The sequence below is a fragment of the Streptomyces sp. NPDC026672 genome, from assembly GCF_040638185.1.
GTDB lineage: Bacteria > Actinomycetota > Actinomycetes > Streptomycetales > Streptomycetaceae > Streptomyces.
In genome coordinates, this window is record NZ_JBEZXS010000007.1 from 167,872 (window position 1) to 190,359 (window position 22,488).

The following is a 22,488-nucleotide window of genomic DNA, read 5'->3' on the forward strand; positions in this document are numbered from 1 at the left end:
GGAATTATGGCGAACCATCTGTAATCGTCTGGAACTCGGTCGGCGGAAAAGGGATCACCGGAACAGGTGTGTGCTCCGGTGCCCTGCGGGGCGGGGGTGATCGGGGGCCGTCGATCGTGCGCGCTTTCTGTCTCAGAACCGTTCCCGGGCGTCGAGGAGTTGGGGCCGCTCCTCCCTCAGCGCCGCGCGCTCCCCGCGTCGAAGGTGTGGCGCGACAGATGGCCGACGCCCCCCAGCAGCGGGAGCCGCGCCATGACCTGGGTGTCGATCAGCATGCGGGCACGCAGCTTCCGGGGCAGCCCGCGCAGGTCGACACCCCGGCCGGTCGCGTACGCGCTGACCGATTCGACGAGTCTCAACCCCGGTACCTGCGCGGCGAGTTCGTGTGGGTCGTCGACGCCCCAGGCGAGTTGGGCGCCCGTGCGCCGGAACAGGGCGAAGCGGCGGGTGGAGCCGACGGCGAACCGTGAGTAGGTGTCGAGGACGAGGCTGCCGTGGGGGAAGCGGGCGACGGCCATGCGCAGCACCCTCGGTCCGTCCTCGGCCCCGAGGTACATCGACAGCCCTTCCGCGACGACCAGGACCGGGCGGTCCACCGGGATCCGGTCGGGCCAGTCCGGGTCGGTGACGGAGGCGGCGACGGTGTGCCGGCGCGGGTGCGCGGGGTGGACGCGCCGGTGGAGCTCGATGACCTCCGGCTGGTCGAGGTCGTACCAGTGGACGCCGGGACCGGGAGCGAGGCGGCTGAACCGGTCGTCGAGCCCGCAGCCGAGGTGCACCACGGTGGCCGCCTCGTGCGCCGCGAGGAACCGGCGCACCTGCCGGTCGAACCAGAGGGTGCGCAGCGCGACGCCCACGGCGTTGGTCTCGTTGATTCCCAGGCGGCCGAAGTCGTAGTCGGTGCGCGCCACCAGCTCGGCCGCCGAGCGGTCGCCGAGCAGGGGGTGGGGTGACCGGGCGTCCAGCGCCCGCGCGTAGAGCGGGGCGAGCAGTGTCTCGGCGGCACCGGTCAGGGTGATCCGCAGGGGAACCGGCTCGGGCACGCACTCTCCTCATTTCAAGTGGGGGCCGATGGCGAGTGACGGAAAAAACCTCGTCAGAAGCGAAGGTAAAGAGATTACCAAGGTGCGCCAGCCGGTGGACCCTATGAGGCCCTACTGGTCGCCGCAACCCCGGATAACCTCCGTCACGCTTCATGCACATTGCCCTACCGGGCGCACGGCGGTGCGCTTGACCTGCATGGATCGACGGACCGACCGACACGTCACGAGTCCGCACAGGTCGAACTTCTTCACAAGTCCTTCACAACCTGGATCTCTGCTCCGGTGCATGCTTTGCGCCAAAGCTTTACCAGTGCTTTGTCTTTCGTTGACATGTGAAGGCGGGTCCCGTGAAGCTTTTTGGTGACGCCGCGCCGGGCGCCCGAGGGGAGATTACGTGTCTGCTGCCCGAAAGGCCGCGCTGGTTTCCATGCCGTGGAACAGCGCGGTCCGTCCCTCGATCCAAGTGGGGATTCTCCGGTCCGTCGCCGAGGCCGAGGGATGGGAAGTGGAGGCGCATTACGCGTACCTCGACTTCTACGGCCTCGCCCGATCCACGCTGGGCCTGTCCGACGAGACCTGGGCGGACGCCTACGAGACCGTCTCGGAGAAGCTCTATCATCTGGCCGCCGGCGACTGGGTTTTCGCCCGCCGACATGCCGACGCCGCGCAGCGGGACGCCTATTTCACGGTCCTGCGTGAGCACCGGGTGGACGAGAACACCATTGAACTGATCGATTCCCTGCGGGACGTGGCGGAGACGCATGTGGAGCGGACCGCGGACCTGCTGCTCGCGGACGCCCCCTCGGTGATCGGCTTCACGTCCATGTTCAGTCAGAACGGGCCGACGTTGGCGGTGGCGGAGCGGTTGCGGGAGCGGGGTTTCGGTGGGGTGATCGTGATGGGGGGCAGTAATTGTGAGGGGGTGATGGGTCGGACGTTGTTGGCTCGTCATCCGGTGGTGGACGCGGTGGTGGACGGTCCGGGTGAGGATGCGTTCGTGGGGTTGTTGCGGCATGTGGCGGCGGGTCGGCGGGTGCCGAGTGGGGGGCGGTTGTTGACGCGGTGGGGGGTGGCTCCAGAACCGGTGGGTGGGCCGGTGGTGGGTCGGTCGTTGTCGGTTCCGGTGCCGAATTATGACGGTTTTTTCGAGCAGTTGGAGGGTGCGGGTCTGTCGGATCTGGTGGGTGAGGTCACGCTTCCGGTGGAGTTTTCGCGGGGGTGTTGGTGGGGTGCGAAGACGCATTGCACGTTCTGTGGTCTGAATGGTGCGACGATGAGTTATCGGAGTAAGCATCCTGATTCGGTGGCGGATGAGTTGCGTCATCTGATGGATCGTTACGGGGTGTTGGACTTTTTCGCGGTGGACAATATTTTGGATCTGAGGTATCTGGATTCGGCGTTGCCGTTGATCGAGAAGTTGGACACGGATCATTCGTTGTTCTTCGAGGTCAAGGCGAACATGGAGTGGGCGGACATCCGGGCGATGCGTCGTGCGGGTATCCGGTCGGTGCAGCCGGGGATCGAGAGTCTGAGCACCGAGGGGTTGCGGCATCTGAAGAAGGGCGCGACCGCCTATCAGAACATCCGCTTCCTCCTCGGCTGCGCCGAATGCGGGGTGCTGCCGGTGTGGAACATCCTCACCGGATACCCGAACGAGACACCGGAATCACTCCGGGAACAGATCGCGCTATTGCCGTCGCTCACCCATCTCCAGCCCCCGGACAACGACATCCTGGTGGTGCACTTCGACCGGTTCAGCCCCTACGTGGAGCGGCCGGAGGAATTCGGGCTGCGGCTCTCCCGGCCGCTCCCGGGATACCGGCACGTCTATCCGTACCTCGCGCCCGACGACCTCTGGAACATCGCCTACCACTTCGAGGGAGAGTTCGCGGACGATCCGGACAACGCCGAGCTGCGACGGACGCTGGCGGCCCGGGTGAGCCTGTGGCGGGCCCGCGACCCGCGGACCACGTTCACCTACCGGCTCGGCTTCGACTCCATCGCCCTGACCGACCGGCGGCCCGGACTGCCCGCCGGCCGGACCGTGCTGGCCGGGGCCGAGGCCCGCCTCTACCGCGCCCTCATCGGCGGAGCCCGCCACCGCGACCTGAGCGGCGCGGGCGGGCCCGGCGAGGACTGGGCCTGGGCGGCCCACACCTTGGCCGAGTGGGAGCGCCGACGGTGGATCCACAGCGAGGGAACGAAGGTGATCGCGCTGGCGACCCGGCGGGTCCCCTCCGCCTACCGCACCCCGCCCGCCAAGGGCACCCCGCGGCGGGCCCGCAACGCCGTCCCCGTGCCCCTGGGACCACCACGCCGTGCCGACGACGCCGAACCTGCCCCGCAGGCCGGCACCGCCCGGACGGAATCTGGCCGGAACCGCTCACACGATGACGAAACGCCGTTTCCCGGAACCGCCTCCGCACGATAGTCAGGGAGGAACCCGGGAGCCGGGGAAGACCCCGGGCCGTCCCGCGACACCCACCGAACCCCCGACGGGCCGTCCACCGGAACCGACCGGGCCGACGTGCCGTCCCGAACGAGAAACCGAGAGCCACGAGTTGACCCCCACGAACACCCCCGATCCGGCCACGACACCGTCCACGCCGCAGCCGGGCGCCGGCGACCCGTCCGACACCACCGGTCCGGCGTCCGCCGAGGAACGCCCGCCGTCCTGCCGTGACCTGGTCGGCCTGCTCGCGCAGAACGACCGTCGGTCGGCGTACGCGGCCCTCGTGCTCGGCGCCACGAGCGTCGAGGAGGTCGCGGAGCGCGCCGGCCTTCGCCCGGCGTCCGCGGCGATGGCACTGCAGAAACTGGTGGAGGGCCGGATCGCCCGCCACGACCAGGCGCACGGTACGTACACACTGCTCGACGACACCTTCCGCCTCGCGGTGCGCGAAGAGGTACGGCTGACCGGCCGGGGCGGCGGGGACGGCGCCGGCGCCTACTTCCGCAAGGGCCGGCTCACCTCCATCCCCGGCAAGGCCGACGTCCGCAACCGCGTCCTGACGGTCGTGGCGGACTCCTTCGAGAAGGGCGTCATGTACGAGGAGCCCAAGGTGAACGCCATCTGCGGCGGCTGGTTCGACGACTGGGTCAGCCTGCGGCGCGCGCTCGTCGACGAGGGACTGTTGCGCCGGGACGCCGCTGCCCGCTACGAGCGGGTCTGAGCGGGGCCGCCGTGTGACCGTCGTCCGCGCCGGCGAGCCGCGGGAACCGGCCGACGTGGTCGCCCGCCCCCGTCATCGCGCCGCCGACGCCGGCCCGTTCGCGCGGCGGCGGGGCTTCCTGGCGCGACCGGGCCAGGTGGTGGCCGAGCCGGCCGCGGACGGCCGGGGCGTCGTCCTGAACGTGGGACTGGGCCCGGCAGAGTCGGCCTCGGCCGCGGTCTTCCGGGAGGCGGCCGCCGCCGCGGTACGGGCCGTCGGCCCCGCGCGGACCGTGCGCCTCGATCTCGCCAGGACGGAGAGCACGGACCTGCCGGTCGCCGACCGGGTGCGCGCCGTGGCGGAAGGGGCCCGTCTCGCGCTGTACCGGTACGACGCCTTCCGATCGGCCCGTGCGCTGCCGCCGCCCGTCGAGGTGCGTGTGACGGGCGGCGCGTCCGACGCCCTCGCGGAGGCGCTCGCCACGGCCGAAGGCGTCTGCCTGGCCCGGGACCTCGTCAACTCCCCGGCCGGCGAGCTGACCCCGGCGGCCTTCGCCGACCGGATCGAGACCGTGGCGGCGGAGGCCGGTCTGTCCTGCGCGGTGTACGAGGGTCCGGCCCTGGCACGGCTCCGGCTGGCGGGCCTGGCGGCCGTGAGCCGCGGCTCCACGGAACCCGCCCGGTACGTGGAACTGACCTACGAACCCGACGGACCGGCGTCACTGACGGTGGCCCTGGTCGGCAAGGGCGTCACCTTCGACTCCGGCGGGCTGTCGCTGAAGCCCTCGCACGAACTCCACACGATGAAGGCCGACATGGCCGGAGCCGCCGCCGTCCTCGGAGCCCTGGCCGCGCTGCCCCGGTTACGGCTCCCGATCCGTGTGCACGCCCATCTGCCCCTGGCGGAGAACATGCCCGACGGCGGCGCGGTCCGCGTGGGTGACGTGGTCCGGCACCTCGACGGAACGACCACCGAGATCACCCACACGGACAACGAGGGGCGGGTCCTCCTGGCCGACGTACTGCTGCGGGCGAGCAGGCCGGGACAGGCGGACCTCGTCCTCGACGTGGCCACCCTGACCTCCGCGGCCACACACGCCCTCGGCACCCGCACCGGCGCGCTCTTCTCCCCGGACGACGCCCTCGCGGACCTCGTGGGCCGGGCGGCCGAGGAGGCGGGGGAGTCACTGTGGCGGTTGCCGCTGCTCGCACACGAGCGCCGCCATCTGCGCTCGGCCGTCGCCGACCGCGTCAACTGCTCGCACCGGCACGGCGACACGGTCCAGGCCGCCCTCTACCTCTCCGAGTTCCTGACCCCGGGCACACGCTGGGCCCACCTGGACATCGCCGCACCGGCCTGGAACGACGAACCGGCGTACGGAGTGATCCCGCACGGCGCGACCGGTTTCGGCGTCCGCACCCTCCTGCGGACGCTACGGGCGCTGGCCGCGGAGGCGCCCGTCTGAGCCGTCCGTCGATCTCCGCGACAACAACGGGGTCATACGGCCGCACAAGGTCATACGGCCACCTGGATCACGTGCTTGCCCACCACGCCCCCGCGTTCGAACGCCTCGTGCGCCGCGGCCGTCTCCGCGAGCGGATACACGCCGTCGACCACCGGGCGCAGCTCACCCGACGTGACGTGACCGGCCAGTTCGCGGAGCACGGCGGTGTCGGGGTTGGCGCTGAACGTACGGATGCGGCGCGACCCGTACACGCCCGACGCGGCGATCGCGGCCAGGGCCGACGCGGACAGTCCGACGGTGACCATGCGGCCGCCCTTGGCCAACCGGCTCCGGTAGCAGTTCAGTTCCGTGCCGACGGTGTCGAGGATGACGTCGAAGGGGCCGATCCGGTCCGAGGCGGTGGAGCCGTAGTCCAGGACCTCGTCGGCACCGAGGCCGGTGAGGAACGCGGCGTGGCGGTCGCGGGCCAGGGCCGTGACGTGAGCGCCCGTCGCGTGGGCCAGTTGCACGGCGGCCGTGCCGACACCACCGGCCGCGCCCCGGACCAGAACCCGTTCCCCGGCGGTGAGGCGCACGCTGTCGCGCAGGGCGACGAGCGCCGTGGCGCCCGTGACGACGAGGGAGGCCGCTTCGACCGGTGAGAGGTCCGCCGGCGCGGGCGCGGTGCGGTCCGCGGGCACCACGACGTACTCGGCCGCCCCGCCGGTGGTGTGCCGCTGCCGGGGGTGCACCGTGCCCCACACCCGGTCCCCGACCCGGTACCCCGTGACATCGGCGCCGGTCGCGGCGACCACGCCCGCGAAGTCCAGCCCCACACCGATCGGGAACCGACGTCCCGAGACCATCTTCAGCCCTCCGGCGCGGACGATCACGTCGTGTCCGTTCACGCTGGACGCCTCGACCGACACCAGTACCTCGCCCGTGCCGGGAGCGGGCCTGGTGACTTCGTTGAGCCGCAGGACGTCCGCCGCACCGTAGCTCGTGATCTGAACGGCCTTCATGTCGCTGTCCTTCCGTGACCGGCTGTGGTGGATCCGATGGTGGACCCCGCGCGAGGTGGCTCGGTCGTTCCCCTTTTCCTGGGTCCGGCAGACCCACCCTCATCAGCGGCACCCGGGGCATACTGACGCGGTGACCGACGACCCCCACGCCCTGAGTGACGACCCCCGACGTGAACTCGCCGAGTTCCTGCGCACCCGCCGAACTCGGCTGCTGCCACAGGACGTCGGCCTGGAACCCGGCCCGCGGCGGCGCGTCGCCGGACTGCGGCGGGAGGAACTGGCCCTGCTGGCCGGGGTCAGCGCGGACTACTACCAGCGCATGGAACAGGGGCGCGACGTCCGCCCCTCCGCACAGGTCCTGGACGCCCTCGCACGTGCCCTCAACTTCTCCGCCGAGGAATCCCGGCACCTGCACAGCCTCGCCGCCGCCGCGCGCACACCCGCCCGCGGCCCACGCCACCGTGCGCCGGAGGAGGTGCCGCCCACCACGCTGCGGCTGCTGCACACCATGACCACACCCACGATGGTCGTCGGCCGTTTCCTGGACGTCCTGGCGTGGAACCCGTTGGCGGGCGCCCTACTTGACGAGTTCACCAGGCTTCCGCAGCCCGAACGGAACCTGCTCATGCTGTTGTTGCACCCCGAAGCCGACCAGGCGTGCCCGGACCGGGCGGCCACCGTCGCCCAGTTGACCGGGATGCTGCGCACCCAGATCGCCGCCGATCCGGGGCACCCGCGCGGCGTGGAACTCGTCGGTGAACTCGCCGTCCGAAGCGACGAGTTCGCGGCGCTGTGGGCACGCCATGACGTCGAGGAGGCCACCCGCGGCCGGATGCGTCTCAACCACCCGATGGTCGGCGAGCTGAACCTGGACTGGGACGCCTACCCGGTGCCCGGTGCTCCGGGCCCGGTGCTCATCACCTACACCGCCGAAGCGGGAAGCCCGGACGACGAACGACTCCGGCTGCTGACCACCCTGCTCGACACATCAGCCACGACACCAACAGCCACCACCCGACCATGACATGAAGCCCCTACCCGCGCCCGGCCCCTGTTGATCGACTTGTTGCGCTTACTCCACGCCGCGCTCTACAACAACGTGAAAACCCACTCACGCCGGGACCCTCGGCCATGGAGGCCGATACCACCGGGATCAGCCCACTCGCCCTACGCGATGGCCGAGCCGTCGGACGAGGCGGTTTCCTTCTCGGTGGTGGAACTCGACTCGCAGGAACTGGCCGGTGCCGCCGGCCTGTGGGGGATCGACACGCACAACAGGTCGGCGCACCTGGGGCTCTCCGTGCGGGCGGGGTTCACGGTCGAGGGCAACTTGCGGTCCGCGGTCTGGGCCTATGGAGCGTATGTCGACCAGGTGGTCCTGGGGCTCCTCGCTCATGAGTGGGCAGGCGCCGGAGTTTCGTGACCGCGTCCCCGGCATCGGAACCAGCGGCTTCTTCACGCGTGTTGAACGCGGTGCTGATCGCGGAAGCTAGGGCAGCGGATGCCCGTCGAGGCCGGTCTTGCTCACGCTGCGGGGCGAGAACGTCATCGGTCCTATCCAGCCGTGGCGGACGAGAGCGATCTGCGACGGCAGAGGGGACACGGGATCGAGGGCCCTCCCGAGCGCCCAGTTCCGGAACAGCCCCTCGGTCGTCTCGACGGCGGTCACCACCATGGTCACCTTCAACTTCCCGTCGCCCCAGGTGTTCCACAGCGCCCAGCCCTCGGGCCTGGGCTCCACGCCGATCCGCGCGCACACCTCCTCGTACCCTTCCTCCACACCGACCGGCATGGACCCGGGCCTCAGCACGGAGGCTCCGACGAGCCGCACAAGAGGCCGGTCCTCCTCCACACAGCCGTCGCCCTCGAAGTGGTAGTGGCGCAACGCCCGCGCCAGGGCGTTCACACTGCGCTGCAGCGGAGTCGCATCTTCCGGGTCCTCGTCGTACGACAGCCACTCCTCGATCGAGGCTTCCGTCCTGACCCGATGGGCAAGACGCTCGATCTCCCGGAGGTAGTCCAGACTGCCGAGCTCTGGTGAAGTCATGGCCCGAAGTCTCACACCAGGAGGGTCGGCACCAACACAGAATTTCTGAGGCGGGGCGCAGTGTCGGGTCTTGCTGCCCGAAGTCGGTCCGTGGACCGCACGTCGGTGCGGTCCACGGGTTGTGCACGGGCCGGTGGGGCAGGCGTCATCACGCCCGCCCCCCGGCACGTCATTCACTCACGGCGTCCTCGGCCTCCCAGCGCAACAGGTCGCCCGGCTGGCACTCGAGCACGTCGCAGAGCGCGGCGAGCGTGGCGAAGCGTACCGCCTTGGCGCGGCCGTTCTTGAGGACCGCCAGGTTGGCGGGTGTGATGCCCACGCGGTCCGCGAGCTCGCCCACGGACATCTTCCGCTTGGCCAGCATCACGTCTATGTCGACGGCGATCGGCATCAGATGACCTCGTCCAACTCGGCCTGCATCTGCGCCGCTTCGACGTCGCGCGCGACGGCCTGGGCGAGCAGCATGCGCAGCACGAGCACGAGGAGCGCGACCCCGAGGATGGCGACACCGACCCCACCCATGATGATGGTGACGCCCGGGTCCTCCCGCTGGCCCGGAGCGTTGATGATCGTGACCGCGAACCACACGAGCGCGGCCGCCACGATCGCGCCGATCACGATGTCCACGTACCGGAAGGCGGCGTGGGAGAACACGGTTCCGCGTCGCACCATCGTCACCAGCCGCCATATGCAGACCACGGCGACCTGGGCCGACATCATGCCGAGGATCGTGATGATGCGCAGCGGGGTCAGCGGAAGCGACCCGTCCTCCGGGTCGTTTCCGCTGACCAAAGCCCACACCAACCCCGCCTGTACGAACACGGTGCCGGCGAGCACCACCACGAGCACCACACGCAGTGCGCGCACTGTCAGTTTTCCCACGACTTGCCCTTCCATCGAGTTACGATGGGAATCTATCGAATTTCGATAGATGGGGCAAGGTCTGCCCGATCACCCCGCCGCTTCTGCCGGATCACCTGGCCGCGACCGAGCCGTCCCGCAGTCCCGCGACGGTCTCGCGCAGCGCCACGTCAAGGGGGACGGGCCGTATGCCGAAGGCCGTGGTCGCGGCGGAGGAGTCCAGCACGAACGGCCGACGGACCTGGTACTGCGTCTCACGCAGCTCACGCACCAGCGGATCGCCCAGTCCGCCGAGCCAGAGTACGGCCGCCGGCATCGTGGACAGACGGGGCGCGGGCGCGCCCGCCAACTCGCATGCGCGGGTGGTGAGTTCGCGGAGTGAGACCGGCGCGGGGCTCGGTACGTGCCAGGCCCGGCCCCAGGCGTTCTCGTCGGCCGCGACGGCGATCAGCGTACGGGCGACGTCACCGACGTACGTCCAGCTGTGCGGTGCGTCCAAGGCCGCGGGCACGCTGACGCGCGCTCCCGTCAGCGCCTTGGGCAGGACGGCCATCGTGAGCAGCGACTGGGTTCCGGCACCGAGGTAGTCCGACGAGCGCACCTCCGCGGTACGCAGGTCGCCGGCCCTGTGCGCGGCCAGCGCGTCGGTCCACATCGTCGCCCGGACGCGGCCCTTCGTGCCGGTCGCCCGCAGCGGAAGCCCTTCGGTCATCGCGCCGTCGACCGGGCCGTAGCCGTACAGGTTGCTGGTGCCGACGAGGACGGCACCACTGTGCCGACTCGCGTGGAGGAAGGCCGCGGCGAGCGGCGGCCAGTCGGTGGGCCACCGGTGATACGGCGGGCTCGCGCAGTTGTACAGCGCCGCCGCCCCCGTGCAGAGACGGGTGAGCGCCGACGCGTCGGTGGCGTCCGCGGCCACCCGCTCGATACCGCGGCGGTCGGGCCCGGTGCCGCGCCGGGACACCACGCGCACCTGCTCGCCCTGGTCGGCGAGCAGGCGTGCGGTGGCCGACCCGACCGGTCCGGCACCGACGATGACGTGCAAAGACATGTGGGGCACCTCGGAAAGTGTATGGCGTTTCGTTCAGAGAACAGTGTTCTTGCGATCCATTGTGCCGCCGCCGATCGCATTGTCAAGAACGGTGTTCTCGCTCCGGTTGGGTGTTCTCGCACTTGTGCGAGAATGCCGTCATGTCGATTCCCTCACTGCGCGCGCGGCTCCGCGCCGAAACGGCGGAGGAGATCCGCGCCATCGCGAAGCGACACCTGGCCTCGGAGGGGGCGAACCTGTCCCTGCGCGCGGTCGCGCGAGACGCCGGGCTGGTTCCGTCGGCGCTGTACCGCTACTTCCCGAGCCGCGACGCCCTGTTGACCGCGCTGATCACGGACGCCTACGCGGCGCTGGCGGCGAACGCGAAGGCAGCCGAGGCCGAGGTGTCCCGGGACGACCTGCGCGCACGGCTCCTGGCGCTCAGCCACGGGGTGCGCTCATGGGCGCTGGACCATCCCGCCGAATACGCCCTCATCTACGGCAGCCCGGTCCCGGGCTACGCGGCGCCGCCCGAGATGGTGGGCCCCGCCTCGGAAGTCGTGGTGACCCTGATCGGCATCATGTTCGACGCGGCCGGACGCGGGCTGCGGCCGGCCGTCCCGCCCCGACCGCTGCCCGAGGCCACCGCCGCGGACCTGCGCCGGCTGGTGGACCAGGCGCCGGGACCGAAGCCCGAGCGGGCCGAGCCGGCGCCCGAGTCGGTCATCGCCATCGGCTTCACCCTCTGGACGCAGTTGTTCGGCCTCGTCACCTTCGAGGTCTTCGGCCGACTCGACGACTTGATCGATGCGCGACGGGAGTACTTCGAGCACCAGATCCTCGTCATGGCCGACCTCGCCGGACTCGACGGCGGCCCCGCATCCGGATCATGACTGCTCCTCGCGAGCCACCCTCGTCCTTCGAGGCGGATTCCTGCGTCAGTTGGCGATCCCGATGGTTTGCTTGATCGTCTCCGGCTGGTCGAGCACCCGCAGCATGTGGTGGGCCACGTCGGCGCGCGAGACCGTCGTACCGCCCCGGAGGTTCTGCCCGAAGGCGGTCCGGTAGACGCCGGTGAGGGGCTTGTCGGTCAGCCGCGGCGGTCGCGAGACGGTCCAGTCCAGGTTGCTGCCGCGGAGGATGTCCTCCATCAGCGCGAGGTCGGCGTAGTGCGCGCTGAACATGGCTCGTGCGACATGGCTGCCCAGGTGGCGCATGAAGAACCCGTCGCCCGGATCGTGCTTCGGCGGCGTCGGCCGGCCGGGGGAGGGCACGGTGCTGATCGGCGCGGCACTGACCACCACGAGGCGCTTCACGCCGGTCGCCCGCATCGCGGCGACGATGGCCTCCGTGCCCCGCGAGGTGACTCCCGCCTCGGCCCTGGGCCTGCGCGGTCCGAGTCCGGAGAGGACCGCGTCCCTCCCGACGACGGCTGACGCGAGTACGTCCGGGTCCGGCGCGGCCAGGTCTGCCGTGACGACATGCGTCCGCTCTCCTTGACCGGTCAGGCTCCGGGGGTTGCGTACGACCGCCGTGACATCGTGTCCCGCGGCGACGGCCTGTTCGAGGAGGTGGCGGCCGATGCCGCCGGACGCCGCGAAGATCGTGAGCTTCATCATCCGTTTCTCTTCCTTCGTGTCCGTCGGATCTCTCGTGTCCGTCGGACGGGGTTCCGTCAAGCGCGGGCGAACTCGCGGATCTCCCGCGCGAGTCGGGTCGGCTGGTCCAGCGGGATGAGGGTGTAGCTGTCGTCCATCTCGACCAGCCGTCCGTGTGGGAGGAGTTCGGCCAGCCGTCGGCCGTGCTCGCGCGGCATGACCCGGTCGCGGACGGCCCACACCACCAGGGCTGGGCGTTCGAAGCTCGGCAGACGCTCGGCCGCGGTCACCAGGAGGCCGGTGTCCGCCGCGGCGGCTCGCAGTGAGCGCACGGCGTCGCGACGGATGTCGGGCCGGTTCATGACCGGCCGCATCCACCGGGCGGTGGCCGCGTCCCCTCGTAGGGTCAGCCACCCGAAGGCGATCGGGAGCCGGCGGATCGCACGCAGCCGCATCTGCTGCATGAAAAGACCGAACAGCCGAGGTGGGAGCTTGCCGGTGAGTACCAGCGTCTTGCCGGTCAGTCCCGGTGGGAAGTTGTCGAACGCGTCGCACGAGGCGAGCACGACCCGTCCCACGCGTGTGGCACCTTCGCACATGAGCAGTTGGACGATCGCCCCGCCGGTGTCGTTGCCGACGAGGGTGACGTCGCGTAGATCGAGTCGGTCGAGGAACTCCGCGACCAGCCGGGCCATCCCCGGCAGCGACAGGTCCGCGTCGGCGCGCATCGCGTCACGATGCGCGCCCAGGGGCAGGGTCGGTGCTACGCACCTGTGATCGGCGGACAGATCACTGATCGTCGCGCCCCACAGCGAGGCGTCCATCATGAACCCGTGCAACAGCACAACCACGGGACCATCGCCGCCGGTGTCCTCGTACGCGATGGTCCCGCCCGACAGCTCGATCTTCTTCATGCCCGTTCCCCTCGAAGTGCCGCATCCGCGAAGGCCGTTGTCGACGGATGGCGACGGCGACGGATGGCGACGGCGACGGCAGTGGCTCAACCGAGACCTGCCAGTTTTTCGGGATTGGTCACGAAGTAGATGCCGCAGATCTGTTGGCCGTCCGGGGCCAGGTCGAGGACCAGGACCCCGAAGGGAGAGTCGCCGCTGAACAGCACCGCCGAGGGGTCGCCGTTGACCCGCAGGTAGCGGATGTCCAGGCCGCCGGGGGCGCGGGTGGCCCGGTCGGCCAGTAGCCGGGCGACCTTGTCCCGGCCGTGGACCGGCCGCGGCCCCGCGGCAGTCGCCTTGCCCCCGCCGTCGGCCCACAAGGTCACGTCAGGTGCCAGCAGTTGCAGCAGCGTCCACAGATCGCCGCCGGACACCGCGGCCGTGAACCGCTCGGTCACCTGTTGACGCAGGCGCGGGTCGGTCCGATACCGGGGGCGTCGGGCGTGGACGTGCTCGCGTGCACGGTGGGCGAGTTGGCGTACCGCCGTGGGGCTGCGGCCCAGGATCTCGGCGGTCTCGGTATGGGCGTAGCCGAACACCTCGTGCAGGACGAACACCGCGCGCTCCAACGGCGTGAGGGATTCCAGGACGACCAGGAGCGCCATCGACACCGACTCGGTGCGCTCGGCCGTATCGGCGGCGTCCACGGCACCGCTGTCGGCGCCACCGTCGGCGAGGGAGGTGACAAGCGGTTCGGGCAGCCACGGACCGACGTAGGTCTCGCGGCGGCGACTGATGGCGGCCCGGCGGGAGAGGGCCTTGTTCACCGCGATCCGCACCAGATAGGCGCGTGGGCTCTCGATCCGCTCCGCGCCCGGTGCCCCGCGGCCGGCCGCCCACGACAGCCACGTCTCCTGGAGCACGTCCTCGGTGTCGGCAACACTGCCGAGCATGTTGTAGACGATGGAGAACAAGAGCTCTCGGTGTTCGACGAACACCTGAGTGGCCCGGCCCACCGAACTCTCCCCGGCACCGCCGACCGACGAGTTGTCGGACATCATGAAACCCCCTGCCGCGTATGACTCCTGAGAGCGGCGGGGGCACCCGGAGTGTGACGTCAGAACCAAAGAATGTGACCCACGTCTCACAATCGGACGCCGGTTCGGCCGTGCCGAGGCGTACTGGGCCCCGCCCGGAGCAGATCGAAGGCCGAAGTCGGCGCGTTCGAAGTCGCAAGACGCCGACCAGGGCAGCGCAACAGCCGATCGCACCTACGACGCCCATCCGGTCGGACCTCGACGCCGCCCTGCCTTTTCCGGCTCGGCGGTCAACAGGTCACCGGTCTTGCGGCGGCGGGTCACGCAGATGGCCCGCTGGACACCGCTCATCGAGGGGGCCGGGGCTTGCCCTCGATGAGCGGTGGTCTGGGCGGCGCCGCCTACCGGCTGTTGCCGGCCTGGCGGCCCGGCCTTACTTCAGGTGCCGGGCGAAGAACCGGGCCGCGTTGTCCACCTCGAACCACGGGGTACCGGCGTGCCCGCCCAGATTGGCGTGCAGCGTCTTCTCCTTGGAGCCGAACGTGTCGAACAGGTCCAGGACCGGCTGCCGTTCCATCCCTTCGTCGTCCCACTGCATGAGGAACTGCAGCGGAACGGTGATCTGCCGAGCCTCCTCGCGCAGGGCGTCGGGTACGAAGGTCTGGCCGAAGAGGGCGGCGGCCGAGATGCGTGGCTCGACCACCGCCAGCCGAATGCCGATGGCGATCATCCCGTCGTATCCGACCGGCCCGGCGATCTCGGGCAGCGAAAGGAGGGCGTCCAGGGTGATCTGCCATTCCGGGGCGGCCTTTTCGACCAGCGGAACGATGAAGGCGTCGACGATCTCGTCCACCGGCTCGCCGGCCTGCATGGCCCGGCGGAGGTCGGTGCGGAACTGCTCGTCGGTGGCGGAACGGGGCCGGTCACCGCACCCGGGGGCGTCGATGGCGGCCACCGCGAAGCCGTACTGCGCCGCGTAGTGGCGGGCCCGGGCCACGAGCCGGGGGAGTCGCTTGTGCAAGCTGCCGGGGTGGCCGATCAGGATCAGCGGGGCCGGTGCGGATTCAGGTGTCCACAGGACACCGGGGATCTCGCCGAGGGTGAACTCGCGCTCGAGGACGCCGTCGTCGAGGCGCTGTTCGGAAGTGAAGTGCATGGTCGTGCCTTTCGGGAGTGCTCTTGAACGGCGCTCCCGGACGACCTAGCGTCCGACCGTGACCCCTGAGGGGAGCACCCATGTCGATACGTTCACGGGTACCACCTCCTCATTCTCTCGCACGGCCTCCGGAAAGGTAGCAGTGGCCGCCACGGCCCGCCAACGGGTTTTTACGGAGGCTCCGTTGCCTCCATCCACCGTTTGCACGGCACCACGTCAACGTGCTCGGCGGGTACTCCTTAATGACTGTGTGGCCACCGCCCCGTCCTGCTAACGTCTCCGACATGAAGCGCGCTGCGATGACGACGACGCCGGAGAGTGTCCCGGCGCGCTGACAGATGTCTTGGTCCGAAGCCCCGGGGTGAGTGCCCCGGGGCTTCGTCTTGCGGTCACTCGCCCGATGTCCGTGAGGAGACCGCCATGCATGACCACCGCAAGCTCGGCCGTGAACTGGGCCTGTTCGACACCGACCCGCTGATCGGCGCCGGTCTGCCGTACTGGCTGCCCGACGGCGCGACCGTACGGCACACCCTGGAGGAGTACATCCGCGCCGCCGAGCGTCGGGCGGGGTACCGGCATGTGTACTCACCGGTACTCGGCAAGCGGGAGCTGTACGAGATCTCGGGGCACTGGGCGCACTACAGCGACGACATGTTCCCCCCGATGGATCTCGGCGGAGAGCAGGTCGTCCTCCGGCCGAGCCTGTGCCCCCATCACGCGGTGATCTACCGCTCCCGCTCCCACAGCTACCGTGAACTGCCGCTTCGCATCGCCGAGTTGGGCGGCATGTACCGCTCCGAACTCTCGGGCGTGCTCGGCGGTCTCACCCGTGTGCGGGCCATCCAGCTCAATGACGCGCACATCTTCTGCACCCTGGACCAGGTCGCCGGGGAGGCGCAGGCGGCGCTGGAGATGATCCGACGGGCGTACGAGGCGCTCGGCATCACCCCGCCCCGTTACCGCCTCTCCCTCCCGGGCCCCGGCGGCAAGTACGTTGCCGCACCCGAGAAATGGCAACGGTCCACCGCCCTGCTGACCGACGTCCTCGACCGCTCCGGCCTGCCCTACGAGGCGGCCGAGGGAGAGGCCGCGTTCTACGGCCCCAAGATCGACGTCCAGGTCACCGACGGCGCCGGCCGGGAGTCCACCCTGTCCACCGTCCAGGTCGACTTCCACCAGCCCGAGCAGTTCGACCTGCACTACATCGGCGCGGACGGTGCCAAACACCGCCCGGTCATGGTCCACCGCAGCATCATCGGCAGTGTCGAAAGAGCCGTCGCCCATCTCATCGAACAGCACGGCGGCGCCTTCCCTGCCTGGCTCGCCCCCACCCAGCTGGTCATCCTCCCGATCTCCGACACCGAACTGCCGAACGCCGAGGCCCTTGCCCAGCGCTGCACCCACCTCGGACTGCGTACCCAGATCGCGGGACCGGAACGTGGCAGCCTGGGCGCCCGCATCCGAGAGTCCCGCCTGGTTCCCTACCAAGCCGTCATCGGCGCAAAGGAGGCCGCCGACGATCACATCGCCCTGCGCTTGCGCGACGGACGCCGACTCGACCCACAACCGGTCAGCGACGTACTCGCACGCATTACCGCTCTCATCGGGGCCAACAGCACCGACCTGTGGGCCGACGCCACCTCATAGCAGGATTCGCGATCAGCACCTGCTGTCCCTCGGGGCAAGGAAGCCGGTGAGTTCCGCGATGGGGTCGCGCGGGGACCTGAAGCAGCGGGGGTCGTTCTCCGGCTTCCCTTGTCTCACGACTCGGCCACCAACATCATGGTGCAATGACCAGCCGACTCATCGCCATCTCCTTCGACGCGCACCAGCCGGAGCGCCTGGCGCATTTCTGGGCCGGGGTCCTGGGCCTGGAGAGGGCCGACGACTCCTACGGCGGCGTCGCCCTGCTGTCCGGGAACGACGCCGGCTATCGCCTGGGCTTCCGGCCCTCCCAGGCGCAGAAGGCGGGCCAGAACCGGCTGCACTTCGATCTGACCAGTTCCTCTCCGGAGGACCAGCAGGAGACCGTGGCCAGGGCGCTCGACCTCGGCGCGCGGCACGCCGACGTCGGTCAGGGACCGGACACGTCGCACGTGGTGCTCGCCGACCCCGAGGGCAACGAGTTCTGTGTCCTTGAGCCGGGCAACAAATTCCTCGCCGGCTGTGGCCTCATCGGAGCGCTGGCCTGTGACGGTTCGCAGGCCGTGGGCTACTTCTGGAGCGAGGTGCTGGGCTGGCCGTTGGTCTGGGACCAGGACGAGGAGACCGCCATCCAGTCGCCCAACGGCGGTACGAAGATCACGTGGGGCGGTCCGCCGCTGATGCCGGACCCCGGCAAGGACCTGCACTTCGACCTCGCACCGGACGGCGATCAGCAGGCCGAGGTCGAACGACTGCTCTCCCTCGGAGCGAAGCGTGTCGACTCCGCCCACGGCGAGGACGGCGCGGTGCTGCTGGCCGATCCCGACGGCAACGAGTTCCGTGTGCTCACGCACGCATGAAGCCGGAACTCACCGGGCCCGGTCGGCGGTTGTCGCGCGCTGCCGAAGTGGTACGTCCTCTGCCCGGCCGTCAGCCCGATGGTTCACCCGTCACGGTGCGTGGTGCGGACGGCTTGACGCCTCGTGGTTCCGTATCGGCAGTGCGCGCGAGTGTGGGATGACAAATGAGAGCCTGGGCGCATGACCGAGATCCGTACACCCCGCCTTCTCCTCCGTACCTGGCACGACGACGACCTCACGCCGATGGCGGACATCAACGCGGACCCACGGGTCATGCGCTGGATCGACGACGGCTCGGTGCGCGACCTGGACGACACGGCCGAGGACATCGAGCGGTGGGAGGAGGAGTGGGACGAGGAGGGCTTCGGACTCTTCGCCGTCGAACTGCTGGGCTCGGGCGAACTGATCGGCTTCACGGGACTGTCCGTGCCCGAGTTCCTGCCGGAGGTGATGCCCGCCGTGGCGATCAGCTGGCGGATCGGCTCGCAGTTCTGGGGCCAGGGATACGCGTCCGAAGCCGCCCACGCCACGCTGGAGTTCGCTCTCCAGGACCGCGGCCTGGACCGTGTGATCAGCATCAGCCGGGTGGGTGACAACGACTCCGAGAACGTCATCCGCAAGCTCGGGATGGTGTTTGAGCGGGAGACGACGCACCCGGTGTACGGCTACCCGCTGCGCGTTCACGCCATCGACCTCACCGAGTTCCAGGCGTGAAGCGGTCGGGCCGTCGGTCACGGTGCCCTGCTGCCCCGCGCCCACCTGGGGGCGCGGGGCTGGGCCCCGTCGCGTCGTGTCGGCGGCCCTATGCGGCCGGCATCGGGTGGCTGAGGAAGAAGTCCCAGATGAGCGGTGTCGCGTCGATCGTGGTCGGGGTGGCCGTGTCGCCGTTGGGGACCGTGGCCGGCCAGAAGTGTCCGCCGTCCTCGATGCGATAGTGCTCCACCGTGCTCCCGCCCGAGCACGACGACCACACCTGGTGGACGACGTTCGGCTTGACCCGCGTGTTCTGAGGGGTGGCGGCGCAGCCGTCGCGCTGGGCCCAGCCGGCCAGCCAGGCAGGCAGCGAGGGCAGTCCCTTCGAGGTGTCCCCGTTGTACGGGATCGTGTCGTCGGCCTGCCCGTGGAAGTCCAGGACCGGTACCGGCCGCTGCGGCTGGCACGCACCGCCCTGCGGATAGAAGGCGCCGGCGACCGGGGCCACCGCGGCCACGCGGTCCGCGAGACGGCAGGCGACAAGTGCGGCGAAGCCGCCGCCGTTGGACTTGCCGGAAGCGTAGATCTTGCGGGGGTCCACACACAGGTCGGTCTGGAGTCGGCTGATCAAAGCTCCGGTGAAGGCGATGTCGTCCACGCCCGGGGCGGAGTAGGGAGCGCCCTGCCACGCGCTCTCCCCGTCCGTGCCGTTGACGCCCTGCGGGTAGACGACCAGCGCGTTGACCGTGGAGAGCTGGGTGAGGCTCTCCTGGAAGGAGGCCGTGCGGCCATGGCCGTGGAAGGAGAGGATGAGCGATCTCGGGTTGGTCCCGGTGTAGGTGGCGGGGATGTGGACCCGGTAGGTGCGCTGGAGGCCGTTGACGGTGAGGGTCCGGCCGGTGGTCTTGCCGGGCGGGATCTGGGAGTTGGGGCCGCTACAGCCGGCGGCGGCCGCCGGCTGGGGAGAGACGGCAGCGGCGGCGGGGACAACTGCGGCCGCACTCAGGAAGAGGGCGGCCGCCATGCTCGCGAGCGTGCGGAGGGAGGGGGGCATGTGCTCTCCTATCTGTACCGGAAAGGCCCGGTGGAGCGTGGGCCCGTCGGTGCGACGCGGTCGGGGACGTGGGGGCGCGCAAGGCGGAGCATCGTTCGTGCCGGTGGCGGTTTTGTGTGTGGGGGCCACCGGCCGGGACCTTAGCGCCACTTCACGACCTCGCAATACGCCCTGGTCGCACTTTTCCGTCGCCATGTCTTCGCCTCTTGACGGCGGGCCGCTCACGGAGACAGACCGTGGAAGGCCGCCCACCCCTACAAACCAGCAGGTCAACGTCGCACAACTTGATTCTCGTGGCGGACGTGGGTCAACTTCCGTCGAGACTGTCGACTCCATGAACTCAATGAACGCAACACCGCCGATGAGCCCTCGCACATCCGAAACGCTCCGCCGGCTGAATATCCCAAGTACCCGCCGAGGAACTGCGGGCGTCCCACGGCGCCCCCGAACAGACACGGAGCACCCCGCTGGCTCTACTCGCTCGCCGCCTCCGTCAACCGCGTCTGTGCCCTGCGCAGATGTGTCCGCATCCGGGCCGCCGCCGTCTCGTCGTCGTTCTCGCTCAGCGCCTCCAGGATCCGTTCGTGCTCGCGACAGGTCTCCTCCGCCCAGCCCTCGCGGAACGAGAGCCGGTACTGGTGTGCGTGCGCGTGGAGCCGTTCCAGGGTCAGGCGGAGGAACGTGTTGCCGCTCAGTGAGGCGACCCGGTCGTGGAAGACGGAGTCGTGGTGCAGATAGAGCAGCAGCGTCGAACGGCTCCTGAAGTCCCGTGCCGTCTCCCGCATCTCCGCGAGTTGGTCGGCGAGTTGCTTCAGATCGGAATCGGTCACCCGGAGGGCGGCCGCCGAGGCCGCCGCCGGTTCGAGCAGCAGCCGGACTTCGAACAACTCGCGCAGACTGCGGCTGCTGAGGAGCGACGCGGCCGTGTAACCGGCGAGCGAACGTTTCACCACCAAGCCCTCCGCCTCAAGACGCGCGAGCGCCTCGCGCAGCGGGGTCGGCGAGATCGTCAACTCATGAGCGAGCGTGTTGATGTTCAGTTTCGACCCCGGCTGGATGTCATGGTCGACGAGCCGCTGACGAATGGTGTCGTAGGCCGTGTCCGCGAGTGCCTGTCGGCGAGGCGTCCCTGCCATCGTGCCGCTCCGTTTCTTGTTCCCGTCCCTGATCCCGAACCGATTCTCCATCTCTCGGTTCCGTGTGCGCCGCCATGCTCGTGTCCACCGTCGTCCCTCGAAGCAGCCACCCTGCCGATCCTATTTTTTTTGCCCCTCCTCCAGGATCTGAAGCATCTTGCGGTCCCGCTCTCGGACCGAGCTTCCCGTAGGGCCGGACGCACGACTGTCGAGGCGTCAAATCACGCTCAGAGCTGGACAGTTGAGCCCTGACCAGCCTCGGGACGGAGCGCGTGCTGTTTCGATCCGGTAACGGACGGTGCGAGTATTGACTGCACTGTGATGCTGGCTACTCTTCTGAAAAGTATAGGAAACAAGGGTGTGCGCAGCGCCCGGCTGCCGTGCTTCCGCCCGAACTCCCGGCCCCACGCAACGATCCACTCCACCCCTCCCGAGCGGTTTCCCGGGATCAGGCAATTGGCTCGACACCTCGCGGCGCGGCCGTCCTGGGCCGTACCGCGTGAAGCATCAAGGAGGATGACATGAAGCGCGGACCTGCCCTCATGACGGCGGTCACCGGCCTGGCGGGTGCCCTGGCGCTGACCGGCTGCTCCACCAGTGCCACGTCGGCGGGCGGCGGCGACGGCCTGACGTTCATGACCTTCGAGACCCCGGCGCTCACCGCCACCTTCTGGGACACCTCCATCACGGAGGCCCGGAAGGAGGTCCCGGACACGGAGATCAAGAAGATCGTCTCTCCGGACGCGGACCGTACGGCCTATGCCAAACAGCTCCAGGCATCAGGTCAGTTCCCCGACATCCTCTCCTCCATCAACCCGAAGGACTTCACCGAGGCCGGGCTGCTGAAGCCGTTCGACCAGAAGTGGCTGGACGACAACTTCACCGACCCCGACGGCAACGCCATCGACGGCAAGTCCTACATACCGCCCACCAACTCCCAGGTCATTCCGATGGTCTTCTACAACAAGAAGGTCTTCGCGGAGAACGACCTCCGGCCCCCGACGACGTGGGACGAGTTCGTCGACGTCGTCACCACGCTCAAGAAGGCCGGTGTCACCCCGGTCGAGATGGCGGGCGGCGAGCCCTGGTCGGCGGCGATTCCGCTGTCGGGCATCATCACCGCCGACGTACTGGGCGCGGACCCCGAGTGGATCCAGAAGCGGTACAAGAACGAGGTCAAGTTCACCGACCCCGGTATGACCGCAGCGGTCGGCAAGTACCGTCAGCTCGTCGACGCCGGAGCCTTCGACAAGGGCGCCCTGAGCGTGAGCTACGCGGACGCCAACAAGCAGTTCCTGAACGGCGAGAGCGCCATGTATCCGATGGGCAGCTGGTTCATCGGACAGATCCCCGCCGCGGCGGCGAAGGACTTCGGTACGTTCCTGCTGCCGAGCGCGACGGGCAAGGAGATCGTCCCGTTCAACACCGGCGGTACGACCGCGGTCAGCGCCAAGTCGTCGAACGTCGCCGACGCCACCAGGTTCGCCCAGGCGTGGTCGCTCTCCAAGGCCAACCTCAAGACGCTCATCGAGACCGACGGCGCCTTCCCCATGCTGAAGAACGTCCCCTTCGAGGAGTTCGGGGCGAAGGTGACCCCGGTCTACACCGACGGCTTCAAGCTCGTGACCGACGACAACACGAAGGTCAGCGCGTTCGGGCAGGTCAACAACGACGATGCGCTCCCGCCCGGCCTGGTCGAGCAGTTCAACTCCCTGGCGCAGAAGCTGTTCACCAGCTCCGACGTCAAGGGTGAGCTGGCCGCGTTCGACGCCGGCTGGGACAAGGCCGCCAAGTAGTCGGCGCCCGTCGGACGTGGCG

General features: G+C 69.6%; 22 protein-coding genes. 10 read left to right on the forward strand and 12 right to left on the reverse strand.

Annotated features, from left to right (window positions below):
- Positions 1 to 176: 176 nt before the first annotated feature.
- Positions 177 to 1,043, reverse strand: coding sequence for a class I SAM-dependent methyltransferase (locus AB0F77_RS10675; protein WP_361944728.1), 867 nt, complete (start codon positions 1,041 to 1,043; stop codon positions 177 to 179).
- A gap of 427 nt (positions 1,044 to 1,470) precedes the next feature.
- Between AB0F77_RS10675 and AB0F77_RS10680 the strand changes: the two genes are divergently transcribed.
- From AB0F77_RS10680 to AB0F77_RS10690, 3 genes are all read left to right on the forward strand, one after another.
- The gene (locus AB0F77_RS10680; protein ID WP_361945120.1) at positions 1,471 to 3,474 is read left to right on the forward strand and encodes a RiPP maturation radical SAM C-methyltransferase; all 2,004 of its coding nucleotides are present in this window, start codon (positions 1,471 to 1,473) and stop codon (positions 3,472 to 3,474) included.
- 253 nt (positions 3,475 to 3,727) lie between these two features.
- Positions 3,728 to 4,216, forward strand: coding sequence for a DUF2087 domain-containing protein (locus AB0F77_RS10685; RefSeq protein WP_361945123.1), 489 nt, complete (start codon positions 3,728 to 3,730; stop codon positions 4,214 to 4,216).
- 13 nt (positions 4,217 to 4,229) lie between these two features.
- On the forward strand, positions 4,230 to 5,660 hold the full coding sequence (locus AB0F77_RS10690; protein WP_361944731.1) for a leucyl aminopeptidase family protein: 1,431 nt from the start codon (positions 4,230 to 4,232) through the stop codon (positions 5,658 to 5,660).
- A gap of 50 nt (positions 5,661 to 5,710) precedes the next feature.
- On the opposite strand, the gene AB0F77_RS10695 is transcribed toward AB0F77_RS10690, so the two are convergent.
- Positions 5,711 to 6,661, reverse strand: coding sequence for an NADP-dependent oxidoreductase (locus AB0F77_RS10695; RefSeq protein ID WP_361944734.1), 951 nt, complete (start codon positions 6,659 to 6,661; stop codon positions 5,711 to 5,713).
- Between the two features lie 130 nt (positions 6,662 to 6,791).
- Between AB0F77_RS10695 and AB0F77_RS10700 the strand changes: the two genes are divergently transcribed.
- Both AB0F77_RS10700 and AB0F77_RS10705 read left to right on the forward strand, forming a co-directional pair.
- Entirely contained in the window at positions 6,792 to 7,685 is an 894-nt protein-coding gene (locus AB0F77_RS10700) for a helix-turn-helix transcriptional regulator (protein WP_361944737.1), read from the forward strand.
- Positions 7,686 to 7,835: 150 nt separating this feature from the next.
- Complete coding sequence (locus AB0F77_RS10705; protein ID WP_361944740.1) at positions 7,836 to 8,084, forward strand: GNAT family protein; 249 nt, start codon at positions 7,836 to 7,838, stop codon at positions 8,082 to 8,084.
- A 66-nt stretch (positions 8,085 to 8,150) separates the two neighbouring features.
- Here AB0F77_RS10705 and AB0F77_RS10710 read toward each other — a convergent pair whose 3' ends face one another.
- The 4 genes from AB0F77_RS10710 to AB0F77_RS10725 all read right to left on the reverse strand — a co-directional run bounded on the left by AB0F77_RS10710 (position 8,151) and on the right by AB0F77_RS10725 (position 10,620).
- Positions 8,151 to 8,708, reverse strand: a complete 558-nt coding sequence (locus AB0F77_RS10710) for a hypothetical protein (protein WP_361944742.1) — start codon at positions 8,706 to 8,708, stop codon at positions 8,151 to 8,153.
- A 169-nt stretch (positions 8,709 to 8,877) separates the two neighbouring features.
- Positions 8,878 to 9,099, reverse strand: coding sequence for a helix-turn-helix transcriptional regulator (locus AB0F77_RS10715; protein WP_361944745.1), 222 nt, complete (start codon positions 9,097 to 9,099; stop codon positions 8,878 to 8,880).
- On the reverse strand, positions 9,099 to 9,590 hold the full coding sequence (locus AB0F77_RS10720) for a DUF2975 domain-containing protein (RefSeq protein ID WP_361944748.1): 492 nt from the start codon (positions 9,588 to 9,590) through the stop codon (positions 9,099 to 9,101). Before AB0F77_RS10720 ends, AB0F77_RS10715 begins: the two co-directional genes overlap by 1 nt.
- Before the next feature lie 91 nt (positions 9,591 to 9,681).
- Entirely contained in the window at positions 9,682 to 10,620 is a 939-nt protein-coding gene (locus AB0F77_RS10725; protein ID WP_361944751.1) for an NAD-dependent epimerase/dehydratase family protein, read from the reverse strand.
- A 140-nt stretch (positions 10,621 to 10,760) separates the two neighbouring features.
- On the opposite strand from AB0F77_RS10725, the gene AB0F77_RS10730 reads away from it, so the two are divergent.
- Positions 10,761 to 11,492, forward strand: a complete 732-nt coding sequence (locus AB0F77_RS10730) for a TetR/AcrR family transcriptional regulator (RefSeq protein ID WP_361944754.1) — start codon at positions 10,761 to 10,763, stop codon at positions 11,490 to 11,492.
- Positions 11,493 to 11,537: 45 nt separating this feature from the next.
- Here the strand turns inward: AB0F77_RS10730 and AB0F77_RS10735 are convergent, their stop codons facing one another.
- The 4 genes from AB0F77_RS10735 to AB0F77_RS10750 form a co-directional block, all read right to left on the reverse strand.
- Entirely contained in the window at positions 11,538 to 12,215 is a 678-nt protein-coding gene (locus AB0F77_RS10735; protein WP_361945126.1) for an SDR family oxidoreductase, read from the reverse strand.
- 59 nt (positions 12,216 to 12,274) lie between these two features.
- Entirely contained in the window at positions 12,275 to 13,111 is an 837-nt protein-coding gene (locus tag AB0F77_RS10740; protein ID WP_361944757.1) for an alpha/beta hydrolase, read from the reverse strand.
- 86 nt (positions 13,112 to 13,197) lie between these two features.
- A complete protein-coding gene (gene sigJ / locus AB0F77_RS10745) occupies positions 13,198 to 14,148 on the reverse strand; it encodes an RNA polymerase sigma factor SigJ (protein WP_361945129.1) in 951 nt (316 codons plus the stop codon).
- 412 nt (positions 14,149 to 14,560) lie between these two features.
- Positions 14,561 to 15,283: an alpha/beta hydrolase gene (locus AB0F77_RS10750; protein ID WP_361944760.1), complete on the reverse strand. Its 723-nt coding sequence runs from the start codon at positions 15,281 to 15,283 to the stop codon at positions 14,561 to 14,563.
- A 318-nt stretch (positions 15,284 to 15,601) separates the two neighbouring features.
- Here AB0F77_RS10750 and thrS point away from each other — a divergent pair, with 318 nt between their 5' ends.
- The 3 genes from thrS (at position 15,602) to AB0F77_RS10765 (ending at position 18,501) form a co-directional block, all read left to right on the forward strand.
- On the forward strand, positions 15,602 to 16,930 hold the full coding sequence (gene thrS, locus AB0F77_RS10755) for a threonine--tRNA ligase (RefSeq protein WP_361944763.1): 1,329 nt from the start codon (positions 15,602 to 15,604) through the stop codon (positions 16,928 to 16,930).
- Positions 16,931 to 17,073: 143 nt separating this feature from the next.
- Positions 17,074 to 17,787: a VOC family protein gene (locus AB0F77_RS10760; RefSeq protein ID WP_361944766.1), complete on the forward strand. Its 714-nt coding sequence runs from the start codon at positions 17,074 to 17,076 to the stop codon at positions 17,785 to 17,787.
- Positions 17,788 to 17,967: 180 nt separating this feature from the next.
- Positions 17,968 to 18,501, forward strand: a complete 534-nt coding sequence (locus tag AB0F77_RS10765) for a GNAT family N-acetyltransferase (protein ID WP_361944769.1) — start codon at positions 17,968 to 17,970, stop codon at positions 18,499 to 18,501.
- Between the two features lie 88 nt (positions 18,502 to 18,589).
- On the opposite strand, the gene AB0F77_RS10770 is transcribed toward AB0F77_RS10765, so the two are convergent.
- Together AB0F77_RS10770 and AB0F77_RS10775 are read right to left on the reverse strand one after the other, a co-directional pair.
- A complete protein-coding gene (locus AB0F77_RS10770; protein ID WP_361944772.1) occupies positions 18,590 to 19,534 on the reverse strand; it encodes a PHB depolymerase family esterase in 945 nt (314 codons plus the stop codon).
- A 473-nt stretch (positions 19,535 to 20,007) separates the two neighbouring features.
- Positions 20,008 to 20,670: a GntR family transcriptional regulator gene (locus AB0F77_RS10775; protein WP_361944775.1), complete on the reverse strand. Its 663-nt coding sequence runs from the start codon at positions 20,668 to 20,670 to the stop codon at positions 20,008 to 20,010.
- A 521-nt stretch (positions 20,671 to 21,191) separates the two neighbouring features.
- On the opposite strand from AB0F77_RS10775, the gene AB0F77_RS10780 reads away from it, so the two are divergent.
- Positions 21,192 to 22,466 (forward strand): extracellular solute-binding protein, encoded by a 1,275-nt coding sequence (locus tag AB0F77_RS10780; protein ID WP_361944778.1) that lies wholly within the window; start codon positions 21,192 to 21,194, stop codon positions 22,464 to 22,466.
- Positions 22,467 to 22,488: the final 22 nt, after the last annotated feature.

What these genes read in the sequence shown, in the direction of transcription:
- AB0F77_RS10735 (WP_361945126.1), bottom strand. Translation starts at nt 12,215, where the DNA reads ATGAAGCTCACGATCTTCGCGGCGTCCGGCGGCATCGGCCGCCACCTC.
- AB0F77_RS10705 (WP_361944740.1), top strand. Translation starts at nt 7,836, where the DNA reads ATGGCCGAGCCGTCGGACGAGGCGGTTTCCTTCTCGGTGGTGGAACTC.
- AB0F77_RS10765 (WP_361944769.1), top strand. Translation starts at nt 17,968, where the DNA reads ATGACCGAGATCCGTACACCCCGCCTTCTCCTCCGTACCTGGCACGAC.
- AB0F77_RS10750 (WP_361944760.1), bottom strand. Translation starts at nt 15,283, where the DNA reads ATGCACTTCACTTCCGAACAGCGCCTCGACGACGGCGTCCTCGAGCGC.
- AB0F77_RS10770 (WP_361944772.1), bottom strand. Translation starts at nt 19,534, where the DNA reads ATGCCCCCCTCCCTCCGCACGCTCGCGAGCATGGCGGCCGCCCTCTTC.
- AB0F77_RS10760 (WP_361944766.1), top strand. Translation starts at nt 17,074, where the DNA reads ATGACCAGCCGACTCATCGCCATCTCCTTCGACGCGCACCAGCCGGAG.
- AB0F77_RS10740 (WP_361944757.1), bottom strand. Translation starts at nt 13,111, where the DNA reads ATGAAGAAGATCGAGCTGTCGGGCGGGACCATCGCGTACGAGGACACC.
- AB0F77_RS10680 (WP_361945120.1), top strand. Translation starts at nt 1,471, where the DNA reads ATGCCGTGGAACAGCGCGGTCCGTCCCTCGATCCAAGTGGGGATTCTC.
- AB0F77_RS10725 (WP_361944751.1), bottom strand. Translation starts at nt 10,620, where the DNA reads ATGTCTTTGCACGTCATCGTCGGTGCCGGACCGGTCGGGTCGGCCACC.
- AB0F77_RS10775 (WP_361944775.1), bottom strand. Translation starts at nt 20,670, where the DNA reads ATGGCAGGGACGCCTCGCCGACAGGCACTCGCGGACACGGCCTACGAC.
- AB0F77_RS10695 (WP_361944734.1), bottom strand. Translation starts at nt 6,661, where the DNA reads ATGAAGGCCGTTCAGATCACGAGCTACGGTGCGGCGGACGTCCTGCGG.
- AB0F77_RS10715 (WP_361944745.1), bottom strand. Translation starts at nt 9,099, where the DNA reads ATGCCGATCGCCGTCGACATAGACGTGATGCTGGCCAAGCGGAAGATG.
- AB0F77_RS10710 (WP_361944742.1), bottom strand. Translation starts at nt 8,708, where the DNA reads ATGACTTCACCAGAGCTCGGCAGTCTGGACTACCTCCGGGAGATCGAG.
- AB0F77_RS10730 (WP_361944754.1), top strand. Translation starts at nt 10,761, where the DNA reads ATGTCGATTCCCTCACTGCGCGCGCGGCTCCGCGCCGAAACGGCGGAG.
- AB0F77_RS10780 (WP_361944778.1), top strand. Translation starts at nt 21,192, where the DNA reads ATGAAGCGCGGACCTGCCCTCATGACGGCGGTCACCGGCCTGGCGGGT.
- sigJ (WP_361945129.1), bottom strand. Translation starts at nt 14,148, where the DNA reads ATGTCCGACAACTCGTCGGTCGGCGGTGCCGGGGAGAGTTCGGTGGGC.